A 13,275-nucleotide genomic window follows, 5' to 3' on the forward strand; every position below is an offset into this window, starting at 1 on the left:
GCCCCGGCACCGGGCCGGTCAGCCCACGTTGGCCGGGCCGAGGACGCTCTTCAGGTCGGCCATCAGGGCGGTTGTCGGCGCCACCCGGAACGGGCCCAGTCGTAGCCGGGTCACCTTGCCGCCGTTGAGGAGCTTGACGTGCACCTCCGCGTCGCCGGGGTGCAGCACCAGGGTCTCCTTGAGTCGCTCCACCAACGGCGGCGTGCAGCGGGTGACCGGGATGGTGAGGGTGACCGGCTTGTTCGCCGAGTTGCTGCTGACATCCGGGATCGACATGTCCATGGCCATGATCCGCGGGGTGTCGTCCCGGCGGTCGACCCGCCCCTTGACCACCACGATCGCGTCCTCGGCGATGTATTCCCCGATCACCTCGTAGGTGTTGGGGAAGAACAGCGTCTCCACCCCGCCGGCCAGGTCCTCCAGCGTCGCCGACGCCCACGCCCGGCCCTGCTTGGTGACCCGGCGCTGCACCCCGGAGAGGATGCCCGCGAGGGTCACCACCGTCCCGTCGGGGACGGTCCCCTCCTCGGAGAGGGCCGCGATGGTGGTGTCGGCCGCCGCACCGAGCACATGCTCCAGGCCGAACAGCGGATGGTCGGAGACGTAGAGGCCGAGCATCTCGCGCTCGAAGGCGAGCTTCTCCCGCTTGTCCCACTCCCCCTCGGCGATGACCGGCATCACCGTGGTGCTCTGTCCGGCGTCGGTGTCGGCGAACCCGGCGCCGAAGAGGTCGTACTGGCCGACGGCCTCCTTGCGCTTGACGTCGGCGTACGCGTCGATGGCGTCGGCGTGCACCGTGAGCAGGCCCTTGCGGGAGTGGTTGAGTGAGTCGAACGCGCCCGCCTTGATCAGGGATTCAATGGTCTTCTTGTTGCAGACGACCGCTTCCACCTTGGACAGGAAGTCGTAGAAGTCGGCGTAGGCGCCCTTCTCCCCCCGGCAGCGCATGATCGCGCTGACCACGTTCGCCCCGACGTTGCGGATCGCGGCCAGGCCGAACCGGATATCCCGGCCGACCGGGGTGAACGGCCCGGCCGAGGTGTTCACATCCGGCGGGAGCACCTGGATGCCCATCCGGCGGCACTCCGACAGGTAGAGCGCCATCTTGTCCTTGTCGTCGCCCACCGAGGTGAGCAACGCCGCCATGTACTCGGCCGGATAGTTCGCCTTGAGATAGCCGGTCCAGTACGACACCAGGCCGTACCCGGCGGTGTGGGCCTTGTTGAACGCGTAGTCGGCGAAGGGGACGAGGATGTCCCACAGCGTCTGGATCGCCTCGTCGGAGTAGCCGTTGCCGCGCATGCCGTCGCGGAACGGCACGAACTCCTTGTCGAGGACTTCCTTCTTCTTCTTGCCCATCGCCCGGCGCAGCAGGTCGGCCTTGCCGAGGCTGTAGCCGGCGAGGACCTGGGCGGCGCGCTGCACCTGCTCCTGGTAGACGATCAGGCCGTAGGTGGGGCCGAGGATCTCCTCCAGTGGCTCGGCCAGCTCCGGGTGGATCGGGGTGATCTCCTGGAGGCCGTTCTTGCGCAGCGCGTAGTTGGTGTGCGAGTTGGCACCCATCGGGCCCGGCCGGTACAGCGCCAGAACGGCGGAGATGTCCTCGAAGTTGTCCGGCTTCATCGTCCGCAGCAGCGACCGCATCGGCCCGCCGTCGAGCTGGAACACACCCAGGGTGTCGCCCCGGGACAGCAGCTCGTAGGTCGGTTTGTCGTCCAGCGGCAGCTGGAGCAGGTCGACCGTGCGCCCGTGGTTACTCTCGATGTTCTTCAGCGCGTCGTCGATGATGGTCAGGTTGCGTAGGCCGAGGAAGTCCATCTTCAACAGCCCGAGCGACTCGCAGGTCGGGTAGTCGAACTGCGTGATGATCGCCCCGTCGGCGTCCCGACGCATCAACGGTATGTGGTCGACGATCGGCTCGGCGGACATGATGACCCCGGCGGCGTGCACCCCCGTCTGCCGGATCAGCCCCTCGATCCCGCGCGCCGTGTCGATGACCTTCTTGACGTCCGGGTCGGACTCGTAGAGGCCACGGATCTCGCCGGCCTCCGCGTACCGGGAGTGTTTCGGGTCGAAGATGCCGGTCAGCGGGATGTCCTTGCCCATCACCGCCGGGGGCATCGCCTTGGTGATCCGGTCGCCGACCGCGTACGGGTAGCCGAGCACCCGCGCCGAGTCCTTGATCGCGGCCTTCGCCTTGATCGTGCCGAAGGTCGCGATCTGGGCGACCTTGTCCTCGCCCCACTTCTCGGTGACGTACTTGATCACTTCACCGCGCCGACGCTCGTCGAAGTCGATGTCGACATCCGGCATCGAGACCCGCTCGGGGTTGAGGAACCGCTCGAAGATCAGACCGTGTGGCAACGGGTCCAGGTCGGTGATGCCGAGGGCGTACGCGACGAGCGAACCGGCGGCCGAACCGCGGCCCGGCCCCACGGCGATTCCCTCGTTCTTGGCCCACTGGATGAAGTCGGCCACCACGAGGAAGTAGGACGGGAACCCCATCTGGATGATGACGCCCAGCTCATACTCGGCCTGCTTGACGTGGGTCTCCGGGACGCCGTTCGGGAAGCGGCGGGCGAGCCCCTTGAACGTCTCCTTGCGGAACCAGGACTCGTCGGTCTCCCCCGCCGGCACCGGGAAGACCGGCATCAGGTTCCGGAAGTCGAACATTCCGGCCGGGTCGACCATCTCCGCGACCAGCAGGGTGTTCCGGCAGCCCGCGAGCCACAGGTCGGAGGAGTCGACGGCGCGCATCTCGTCGGCGGACTTGATGTAGTAGCCGCTGCCGTCGAACCGGAACCGGTTCGGATCGGCGACGTTCGCCGCGGTCTGCACGCAGAGCAGCACGTCGTGCGCCTCGGACTGCGCCTGGTAGGTGTAGTGCGAGTCGTTCGTCACCACCGGCGGGATATCCAGCTTGTGGGAGATCTCCGTCAGCTCCTGGCGAACCCGGCGTTCGATGTCGATGCCGTGGTCCATCACCTCCAGGAAGAAGTTTTCCTTGCCGAAGATGTCCTGGTATCTCGCGGCGGCCTTCAGCGCCTCGTCGTACTGGTCCAGCCGGAGCCGGGTCTGCACCTCCCCGGAGGGGCAGCCGGTGGTGGCGATCAACCCCTCGGAGTGCTCGGCGAGCAGCTCCGCGTCCATCCGCGGCCACTTGACGAAGAACCCCTCGGTGAAGGAGCGGCTGGTCAGCTTGAACAGGTTGTGCAGACCGACCTTGTTCTTCGCCCAGATGGTCATGTGGGTGTAGCCACCGCTGCCGGAGACGTCGTCGCTCTTCTGCTCCGGCCGCCCCCAGCGCACCCGCTTCTTGTGGAACCGCGACTCCGGCGCGACGTACGCCTCGATGCCCAGGATCGGTGTGACGCCGGCCGCCATGGCCTGCTTGTAGAAGTCGTTCGCGCCGTGCATGTTGCCGTGGTCGGTCATCGCCACAGCCGGCATCCCCTGCCGGTTGACCTCGGCGAACAAGTCCTTCAGCCGGGCCGCGCCGTCGAGCATCGAATACTCGGTGTGCACGTGCAGATGCGCGAACGAATCGCCCATGCGTGAGCCCCCCCGGGTCGCTTCATGGGTGGTGGGAAGAACGGTCGGCCCACCCTATCCCTGGCCGCCGACACAGCTCCAGCGAGCCGCGCGGGACGCCCGACCGGTCGGCGGGGCGCCGGGAAAGCACCCCGCTGGCGGGGGATCAGTCGGCGAACACCTCGGCCGGCAGCTCCACCGGGACCACGGTCGCGTCGATGTCGGCCCGCAGGGCGGCGATCCGCCGGACCAGCTCGGCCACCACCCCGGCGAAGGGCACCCGAGTCGTGACCCCGGTCACCCGGTCCCGGACCTCGGCCGCGCCCTCGGCGACGCTGCGCCGGCCGATGGTGAGCCGCAGCGGCAGACCGACCACGTCCGCGTCGGCGAACTTGACGCCGGCCCGTTCGGCCCGGTCGTCGAAGAGCACCTCCACTCCGGCCGCCCAGAGCTCGTCGTAGACCCGCCGGGCCAGTTCACCGGCGGCGGACGCCGGGTCGTCGAGGAGGGTGAGGTGCACGTGGTACGGCGCGACGGTGACCGGGAGCCGCAGCCCTCGCTCGTCTCGGTGTTCCTCCGCGAGGCAGGCGAGCAGGCGCCCCACCCCGATGCCGTAGCAGCCCATGGTCACCGGCTTACGCCGGCCGTCAGCGTCGAGGTACTCCGCGCCGAGGGCGGCCGAGTAGCGGGTACCGAGCTGGAAAATCTGCCCTACCTCGACCCCGCGGGCGGTCCGCAGTGCGCTGCCGCACTCCGCGCAGGCGTCACCGGCACGGGCGGCGGTGATGTCGCCGACGTGATCGGCGACGAAGTCCCGCCCCACGTTGACGTTGCGCAGGTGCACGCCCTCCCGGTTGGCGCCCGCGACCAGGTTCGTGGACGCGGCAACCAGCTCGTCAACGACGACGGTCACGCCCGTCACCCCGACCGGCGAGCCGTAGCCGGCCACTGCGCCGACCTTGGCGATCTCCTCCTCGGTCATCGGACGCAGCTCCGCCGCCTGCACCAGGTTGCCGATCTTGGTCTCGTTCGCCTCCATGTCGCCCCGGACGACCGCCAGGATGAACTCGGTGCGTACCGTCTGGTCGCGCTCCTCCCGCGACGCGGCCAGGAAGATCGCCTTGGCGGTCTCGGCCGCCGGCACGCCCAGCGCCGCCGTCAGCGCAGCGATGGTGGTGGCCCCCGGGGTGGCGATCTCCGCCAACTCCGCCCACGGCGCGGTGGACGGCGCCGGCTTGCCGAAGGTGGCGGCCTCCCGGTTGGCGGCGAAGCCACAGGAGTCACAGATCAGCAGGGTGTCCTCGCCGATCGGGGTGAGGTAGACGAACTCGTGCGCCAGGCTGCCGCCCATCATGCCCACGTCGGAGCGGACCGCCGCGACCGGCAGCCCACACCGCCGGAAGATGGTGAAGTACGCCTGATACTGCGTCCGGTACCGCTCCGCCAGCCCCGCCGCGTCCACATCGAAGCTGTACGCGTCCTTCATGACGAACTCCCGTACCCGGATCAGGCCGGCCCGCGGACGCGGGTCGTCCCGGAACTTCGTCTGGAGTTGAAACACCAGCCGCGGCAGCTGGCGGTAGGACTCGATCTCCGACCGGCCGAGGAACGTCACCAACTCCTCATGGGTCATCGCCAGGACCAGGTCCCGGCCGCGACGATCCCGGAATCGGGCCAGCTCCGGGCCGACCGTGAAGTATCGGCCGGACTGCTTCCACAGCTCCGCCGGATTCACCACCGGCATCGAGACCTCCTGCCCCCCGACGCGCTCCAGCTCCGCGCGCAGCACGGCCTCGATCTTGCGGATGGTGCGCCAACCGAGCGGAAGATAGGCGAAGATGCCCTGCCCGACCTGCCGGAGCATGGCGGCCCGCTGGAGCAGTTGGTGTCCCTCAGACTCGGAACGTCCCGGCGCGGTGTGCAGGGTGGCGCCGAACATGGTCGACATTTTCATGGATGTGCCCTCACAAATCAGGATGGCGCTGCTCAGGGTTACGAAAGTGACCTGGGTCTATGCAGTGGCTGACCTCAGGGTGCGAGCGTGGGAAGTCACGGAACGGCGGCGGGCGCGAAGCGGGCTCATCACCGGAAGGGGCCGAGCCGCCGGAAGGGTTGCCGGCGCGGACACCCGCCGGCGACGGAACGTCGCTCAGCGGGGCGCCGGCGGAGTAGGTCGAGGCGCTGGCGGGCCGGAAGGCGCAACGAGCACCGGGCTCGACCCGCCCTGCTCGATGCCGCTCATCAGCGCCCACCCTCCACATCAACCACTACGACTGTAGCGAAAAACTCCCCCGGCCGCCGGCACGCCTCCGGCGGGCCACGCGGGGAGACCGGTCCCGGCACCGGGCCCCCGTACCGGGAGCAGCACCCCTCCGGCGAGATAGCATCATCGACCGATGGACACCACGGCGGGGACGCACTGGCGGCGGCCCGGGCCGACCCCGGAGCAGCAGCGGCGGGACCTCGTCCTGGGGCTGGCCGTGACCGTACTGGCGATAGCCAGCCTCACCCTCATCCGCGGCGCGGGTCTGTTCCTGCTCGGCCCGCCACCGTCGTTCGCCGAACAGCTGCTCTGGGCCGTCGCGGTGGGCCTGCCGCTGATCTGGCGGCGACGATTCCCCGTAGCGACGACGCTGATCATCTCGGTCGTGTTCGTCGCGGCACAAGCCCGCTCCGCACCGGAGACGCGGGTCGCCACGGGGGTGCTGTTCACGGCCATCTACACCCTCGGCGCCTGGGGACCGGACCGCCGCCTGGCCCGTCGGATCCGGATCGGCGTGATCGCCGCCATGTTCGGTTGGATCGGTTTCTGGTACTCGGTCAAGCTGGGCGGCGTGCTGGCGGACCCGCCCCCCGACGCGTTCGCCAACGCCGTGGGACCGATCCCCCCGCTGATCGCCGCGGTGCTCAGCGACATGCTGCTCAACATCCTGTTCTTCGGGTTCGCCTACTTCTTCGGTGAGATCGCCTGGCTGGCCGCCCGACGCGAGCACGAACTCCAGACGCAGGCCGAAGAACTACGCCGATCGCAGGCCGAGGCCAGAGCACACGCCGTGGTCGGGGAGCGGGTGCGGATCGCCCGGGAACTGCACGACGTCGTCGCCCACCACGTCTCGGTGATGGGGGTGCAGGCCGCCGCCTGCCGCCGGGTCCTCGACCGGGATCCGGCCAAGGCCCGCGCCGCACTGGCCGCGGTCGAGGAGTCGGCCCGCACGGCGGTGGACGAGCTACGCCGGATGCTCGGCGTCCTACGGGCCCGCGGCCACGAGCCGGACACCGTCGAACCGTCTCCCGGGATCAGCCGGGTCGCCACCGTGGTCGAGCGGGCGCGTGAAACCGGGCTGGGAGCCACGCTGGGGGTGTACGGCGACCCGGTGCCGATCCCGGAGTCAATCTCCCAGGCGACGTACCGGATCGTGCAGGAAGCAGTGACGAACACGCTCAAGCACGCCGTGGCGGCGACCACGCTGGACGTGCGGATCCGCTACCTGGCGCACGAGGTGGAGGTGGACGTGACCGACGACGGCCGCAGCAGCGGCACGACGAATACCGACGGGGTGGGCCTGGTCGGTATGCGCGAGCGGGTCGCCACCCATGGTGGCACGCTGGAGGTCGGCCCCCGCGCCGTCAGCGGCTGGCGGGTCCGGGCCCGCTTCCCGCTATCGCTGACCGAGCGGCAGGCGGCGTGACCGCCGCGCCGGCGACCGGCCGGGCCATCCGGATCCTGCTCGCCGACGACCACCACCTCGTGCGTACCGGGTTCCGGGTCATCCTCGAGGTGGAGGACGACATCCACGTCGTCGGGGAGGCCGCGGACGGCGAGCGGGCGGTGAGCATGGCCGCGGCGCTCCGCCCGGACGTGGTCCTGATGGATGTGGAGATGCCCCGGGTCGACGGGCTGGAGGCCACCCGACGGATCGTCGCGGACGTGGCCCGACCGCACGCCCCGGCGGTGTTGATCCTCACCACCTTCGACCGGGACGACTATCTGTTCGCCGCGCTGCGCGCCGGAGCCAGCGGATTCCTGCTGAAGAACGGCACGCCGGAGGCGCTCGTGGCGGCGATCCGGGTGGTCGCCCGCGGCGATGGCCTCATCGCCCCCGAACTCACCCGGCGAGTAATCGCCGCCTTCGCCAGGCCGGACGGCGAACCAACGACGACAGCCGGGGCACTGCCGGACCTCACGCCACGCGAGCACGAGGTACTGGTTCTGGTCGCCTCCGGGGCGAGTAACGCCGAGATCGCGGCCACCCTCGGCCTCGGCGAGGCGACCGTGAAGACCCACGTCAGTCGGGTGCTGGTCAAACTCGGCCTGCGGGACCGGGTGCAGGCGGTGGTCTTCGCGTACGAGCACGGGGTGGTACGGCCGGGGAGGTGACCGGTCTCCGTCGCAGGATGGAGCCGGGCGTCCACCTGTCGGGGGACGGAGCGGGCCGCGAGGTGATCTAGCGTTGCCAGCGTGACGAACATGCTCCAACTCGACGGCGTCGACCGCAGCTTCGGTGGCCGCCGCGTACTCCAGAATGTGTCCTTCGACGCGGAAGCCGGTCGGATGACCGGCTTCGTCGGCGGCAACGGTGCCGGCAAGACCACCACCATGCGCATCATCCTCGGCGTGCTCGCCGCCGACGCCGGCCAGGTGACCTGGCGGGGGGCGCCGCTCACCCGGACGGTGCGTCGGCGCTTCGGGTACATGCCGGAGGAACGCGGCCTGTACCCGAAGATGGCGGTCCGGGAACAGCTCGTCTACCTCGCCCGGTTGCACGGAATGACCGCTCCGGCGGCGGCGCGCAACACCGATACGTTGTTGGAACGGGTCGGTCTCGCCGACCGCGGCAGCGACCTGCTGGAGAAGCTGTCGCTGGGCAACCAGCAACGCGCCCAGATCGTCGCCGCGCTGGTACCCGACCCCGAGGTGCTGGTGCTCGACGAGCCCTTCTCCGGCCTCGACCCACTGGCCGTGGACACCGTCGTTGACGTGCTGAAGGAACGGGCCGCCGCCGGGGTACCGGTGCTCTTCTCCAGCCACCAGTTGGATGTGGTGGAGCGGCTCTGCGACGACCTGGTGATCATCAGCGCGGGGACGATCCGCGCCGCCGGCAGCCGAACGCAGTTGCGGGCCACGCACACGGCACCCCGCTACGAACTGGTGGTGGAGCACGACGCCGGCTGGCTACGCGACCACCCGGGCGTGACCCTGGTCGAGCTCGAGGGCGCCCGCGCCGTGTTCGAGTTGCCCCGGGGGGCAGACGAGCAACCGGTACTCCACGCCGCGCTCGCCCGTGGGCCCGTCCGCGAGTTCCGACCCGTCGTGCCGTCGCTGGCCGAGATCTTCCGAGAGGTCGCCCTGTGAACACCCTCGCCGCCACTCAGCTGGTCGCGGCCCGTGAAGTCCGGGCCAAACTGCGCGACCGCACCTTTCTCCTCAGTACGCTGATCTTCCTACTCATCGCCGCCGCCGCGACGACGCTGCCGTCGCTACTGTCCGGCGGCCCAGCCACGGTGGCCGCCACCGCGGAGGTCTCGGCCGAACTGCGCGCCGCCGGGCTCGAGGTCCGCGAGGTACCCGACGACGCCGCCGCCGAACAGGCCGTTCGGGACGGCGAGACCGACGCGGCGGTGGTCGCCGGGCCAACGGTGCTCGCCCGGGAGGAGGCTCCCGGCGACGTGGTGGCGGCGCTCAGCGTCGAACCGCCGGTACGGTTGCTGAACCCCGCCCCGGCGGAACCACCGGGGGCCGTCCTGGTGCCGTTCGTCTTCGCGTTCGTCTTTCTGCTCACGTCCCAGACCTTCGGCGTACAGATCGCACAGAGCATCATCGAGGAGAAACAGACCCGGATCGTCGAGATCCTGGTGGCCGCCGTGCCGGTACGAGCCCTGCTCGTCGGCAAGATGATCGCCGGCACCGTGCTGGCCCTGGGTCAGATCGCGCTGGTGGCGCTCGTCGCGGTCGTGGGCTTGCGACTCTTCGGTGACAGTGAGCTACTGAACCTACTCGGGCCAGCAATCGGCTGGTTCCTGCCGTACTTCCTGCTCGGCTTCGTCCTGATCGCCGCGCTGTGGGCGGCGGCGGGGGCCCTGGTCAGCCGGCTGGAGGACATCGGCACGGTGGCCATGCCGGTCCAGCTGGTGGTGATGATCCCGTTCTTCGGGGTGATCTTCCTCAGTGACAACGCATTCGCCATGCAGGTGCTGTCCTACGTGCCGTTCTCGGCGCCGACCGCCATGCCGCTCCGGCTGTTCACCGGGGACGCCGCTGGCTGGGAACCTCCGCTGTCCCTGGCCCTGCTCCTGGTCACCGCACTCGCCGTCCTGGCCGCCGGCGCCCGGGTGTACGAGGGGTCGCTGCTGCGGACCAACGGCAACACCTCACTTCGAACGGCCTGGCGGGAACGAGAGACGGTGGACTGAATCTCACCCCCGAAGAGCGCACCCCGTGGAACCGGCCGGGCCGGTTCCACGGGGTGCGCTCTGACCGACGGCGGGTCAGCCGAGTCGCGCGAGCAGCTCGTCGGAGGCGTCGAAGTTCGCGAAGACGTTCTGCACGTCGTCGCAGTCCTCCAGCACATCAATCAGCTTGAGGACCTTCCGCGCGCCCTCCTCGTCCACCGAGACGCTGACGCTCGGGACGAGCGAGGACTCCGCCGACTCGTACTCGATGCCGGCGTCCTGCAACGCGGTACGCACCGCGACCAGGTCACCCGGCTCGGAGAGCACCTCGAACGCCTCACCCAGGTCGTTGACCTCCTCGGCACCCGCGTCCAGGACGGCCAGCATCACGTCGTCCTCGGTGGTGCCGGCCTTGGCCACGATCACCACGCCCTTGCGGCTGAACAGGTACGACACCGAGCCGGCGTCGGCGAACGAGCCGCCGTTGCGGGTGAGTGCGGTCCGCACCTCCGTGGCGGCACGATTCCGGTTGTCGGTCAGACACTCGATCAGCAGCGCGACCCCGTTGGGCCCATAGCCCTCGTACATGACCGTCTGGTAGTCGGCACCACCGGACTCGAGGCCGGAGCCCCGCTTCACCGCGCGGTCGATGTTGTCGTTGGGGACCGAGCTCTTCTTGGCCTTCTGGATCGCGTCGTAGAGCGTCGGGTTACCAGCCGGATCACCGCCGCCGGTACGCGCCGCGACCTCGACGTTCTTGATCAGCTTGGCGAACATCTTGCCGCGCTTGGCGTCGATGACCGCCTTCTTGTGCTTGGTCGTCGCCCACTTTGAGTGGCCGGACATCCGCTACCTCCGTTGCTACCCGCCGTCTGCATCGACCGCACCGCACTCGCCCGCTCCCGCCGACGTACGCGGAGGGTGCCGGCCGGCTCTGGTGGAAGCCGCGGCGGAGAGCTGGCCCTGCCGAATCCCGGCAATCCTACCGGTGGCCCGCAGCCGTGCGTGAGCGCCGCACGGCCCCGCCGGATCGCGTCGTGGGCGGTACGACCGACGGGGCTCGCCCGACCCGAACCGGCGGCCGCTCAGATCGCGGCGCGGACCAGGTCCGCGAAGTACGCGTGCAGGCGCCGGTCGCCGGTCAGCTCGGGATGGAACGAGGTCGCCAGCAGGTTCCCCTGGCGGACCGCGACGATCCGACCCGCCGCCGGCCCCTCGGTCACCGTGCCGAGCACCTCGACGCCCCGGCCGACGCGCTCGACCCAGGGCGCCCGGATGAACAGCACGTGGAGCGGGCCACCGTCGATGCCCGCCATGCTCACCGGCGCCTCGAACGAGGCGACCTGCCGCCCGAACGCGTTGCGCCGGACGGTCATCTCGATGCCGGCGAATCCGCGCTGGTCGGATCGGCCGTCGAGCACCTCACTCGCCAACATGATCATGCCGGCGCAGGAGCCGTAGACGGGCATGCCGTCGGCGATCCGCCTGTTGATCGGCTCCCGCAGCTCGAAGAGGTCGGCCAGCTTGCTGATCGTGGTGGACTCGCCCCCGGGGATGACCAGCCCGTCGACCGTCTCCAGCTCCGTCTGGCGACGAACCGGGCAGGCGTGCGCACCCGCCGCCGCCAGGGCGGCCGTATGCTCCCGGACATCACCCTGCAGAGCGAGCACGCCGATGGTGGGTGCCGTCATGGTCGCTCCCTCCAGAGGGTGTGCCGCAGCCCCGGCGGCCAGACAGCCGACGTCCGCCGGGGCTGCGCTTCCCTCACCAGCCGCGCTCGGCCAGACGGTCCGACTGCGAGAGGTTGCCGGTATTGATGCCGACCATCGCCTCGCCAAGCCCGCGGGAGACCTTGGCCAGTGTCTCCGGGTCGTCGTGGAAGGTGGTGGCCTTGACGATCGCGGCGGCCCGGTGGGCCGGGTTGTCGGACTTGAAGATGCCGGAGCCGACGAAGACCCCCTCGGCGCCGAGCTGCATCATCATGGCGGCGTCGGCCGGGGTGGCGATACCACCGGCGGTGAAGAGCACCACCGGCAGCTTGCCCGTCTCGGCGATCTCCTTGACCAGTTCGTACGGGGCCTGGAGCTCCTTCGCAGCCACGTACAGCTCATCGGTGGGCAGGGACTGGAGCCGGCGGATCTCGGTGCGGATTCCCCGCATGTGGGTGGTGGCATTGGAGACGTCGCCGGTGCCGGCCTCGCCCTTCGACCGGATCATGGCCGCGCCCTCGGTGATCCGCCGCAGCGCCTCGCCCAGATTGGTCGCGCCACAGACGAACGGCACCGTGAAGGCCCACTTGTCGATGTGGTTCGCGTAATCGGCCGGGGTCAGCACCTCCGACTCGTCAACGTAGTCGACGCCGAGCGCTTGCAGGATCTGTGCCTCCACGAGGTGACCGATCCGGGCCTTGGCCATGACCGGGATCGAGACCGCTTCCATGATGCTGTCGATCATGTCCGGATCGCTCATCCGGGAGACCCCGCCCTGGGCCCGGATGTCCGAGGGGACCCGCTCCAGGGCCATCACCGCGACCGCACCGGCGTCCTCGGCGATCTTGGCCTGCTCCGCGGTGACCACGTCCATGATCACACCGCCCTTGAGCATCTCGGCCATCCCCCGCTTCACATGCGCGGTGCCGGTGACCGGGGCGTTGGTGGAAGAATTCGAAGTCTGGGAATCGGGCACGGTTCATCGCTCCTATGGACGTGCACGAGAAGGGCTGGCGAGAATGCTACGAGGGGCCACCCCGGCAGCCCGACAGCCAATCAGACCCACGGTGGCCTGCCCTGTGTCCGCCATCACGTACCCGGTCACTCCTCGACCATGCCCTCCGGGACGGCCAGCGTTGGTTCGTCGATGTCGAAATACCGCGGCCACGGACGCCGCCGCCCCATCCGCAACAGCCGCACCAGCGGCCGACTCCGGGCCGCGCGGGCATCCCGGACCAGATCCGTGTGCACCTGGCGGGCCAGGGCCAGCCGGCGGCTGGCGGCGATGACGGCCTCGGTGTCCGGATCGCCGGGATCGAGCCGCAACGCCCGCAGCTGCCGGGTGAGATCGTTCTCGGCGGCCTCCCGCTCGTCCGGCCGAACGTCCAGGGCCACCCGGGCCGCCGCGTACAACTCGACGCCGTAACGACGTTCGGCGAGCACCGCGGCGGTCGCCGCCCGGCGCAGCAGGTGGGCGTCGAGCGCCCGGGCCGCGAGCTCCGCCCGGTCCTGCAACCGCTCGACCCGGCCGGCGGTCCAGACGAGGTACGTCGCCAGCAGCGCACCGACCAGCGTCGCACCCACCAACCACCACATGCCCGGCATCGTAGTGCTGCTCCGTTCCCTCCGCCGGCCTCCCCGCTAC

The 13,275-nt window shown here is 70.0% G+C and carries 10 protein-coding genes; 4 read left to right on the plus strand and 6 right to left on the minus strand.

Annotation, left to right across the window (positions count from 1 at the left end; all coding sequences use genetic code 11):
• Positions 1-18 precede the first annotated feature (18 nt).
• Positions 19-3,552: a DNA polymerase III subunit alpha gene (dnaE, locus tag T398_RS00605; protein WP_496443418.1), complete on the minus strand. Its 3,534-nt coding sequence runs from the start codon at positions 3,550-3,552 to the stop codon at positions 19-21.
• 145 nt (positions 3,553-3,697) lie between these two features.
• The gene (locus T398_RS00610; RefSeq protein ID WP_496444037.1) at positions 3,698-5,479 is read right to left on the minus strand and encodes a proline--tRNA ligase; all 1,782 of its coding nucleotides are present in this window, start codon (positions 5,477-5,479) and stop codon (positions 3,698-3,700) included.
• A gap of 448 nt (positions 5,480-5,927) precedes the next feature.
• Here T398_RS00610 and T398_RS00615 point away from each other — a divergent pair, with 448 nt between their 5' ends.
• The 4 genes from T398_RS00615 (at position 5,928) to T398_RS00630 (ending at position 9,942) form a co-directional block, all read left to right on the plus strand.
• Complete coding sequence (locus T398_RS00615; RefSeq protein WP_496443420.1) at positions 5,928-7,220, plus strand: sensor histidine kinase; 1,293 nt, start codon at positions 5,928-5,930, stop codon at positions 7,218-7,220.
• Entirely contained in the window at positions 7,217-7,909 is a 693-nt protein-coding gene (locus tag T398_RS00620; RefSeq protein WP_496443422.1) for a response regulator, read from the plus strand. The genes T398_RS00615 and T398_RS00620 overlap by 4 nt, the downstream gene beginning before the upstream one ends.
• Before the next feature lie 90 nt (positions 7,910-7,999).
• Positions 8,000-8,884, plus strand: coding sequence for an ABC transporter ATP-binding protein (locus T398_RS00625; RefSeq protein WP_496444039.1), 885 nt, complete (start codon positions 8,000-8,002; stop codon positions 8,882-8,884).
• Positions 8,881-9,942 carry an ABC transporter permease gene (locus T398_RS00630; protein ID WP_496443424.1) on the plus strand — a complete coding sequence of 354 codons (1,062 nt, stop codon included), beginning with the start codon at positions 8,881-8,883 and terminating at the stop codon, positions 9,940-9,942. The genes T398_RS00625 and T398_RS00630 overlap by 4 nt, the downstream gene beginning before the upstream one ends.
• Positions 9,943-10,017: 75 nt before the next feature.
• Here the strand turns inward: T398_RS00630 and T398_RS00635 are convergent, their stop codons facing one another.
• The 4 genes from T398_RS00635 to T398_RS00650 form a co-directional block, all read right to left on the minus strand.
• A complete protein-coding gene (locus T398_RS00635; protein WP_496443426.1) occupies positions 10,018-10,767 on the minus strand; it encodes a YebC/PmpR family DNA-binding transcriptional regulator in 750 nt (249 codons plus the stop codon).
• Positions 10,768-11,006: 239 nt separating this feature from the next.
• Entirely contained in the window at positions 11,007-11,612 is a 606-nt protein-coding gene (gene pdxT, locus T398_RS00640) for a pyridoxal 5'-phosphate synthase glutaminase subunit PdxT (RefSeq protein ID WP_496443428.1), read from the minus strand.
• Positions 11,613-11,685: 73 nt separating this feature from the next.
• On the minus strand, positions 11,686-12,606 hold the full coding sequence (pdxS, locus tag T398_RS00645) for a pyridoxal 5'-phosphate synthase lyase subunit PdxS (protein WP_496443430.1): 921 nt from the start codon (positions 12,604-12,606) through the stop codon (positions 11,686-11,688).
• A 125-nt stretch (positions 12,607-12,731) separates the two neighbouring features.
• Positions 12,732-13,226: a hypothetical protein gene (locus T398_RS00650; RefSeq protein ID WP_496443432.1), complete on the minus strand. Its 495-nt coding sequence runs from the start codon at positions 13,224-13,226 to the stop codon at positions 12,732-12,734.
• Positions 13,227-13,275 lie beyond the last annotated feature (49 nt).

This window comes from Salinispora goodfellowii, assembly GCF_059570675.1.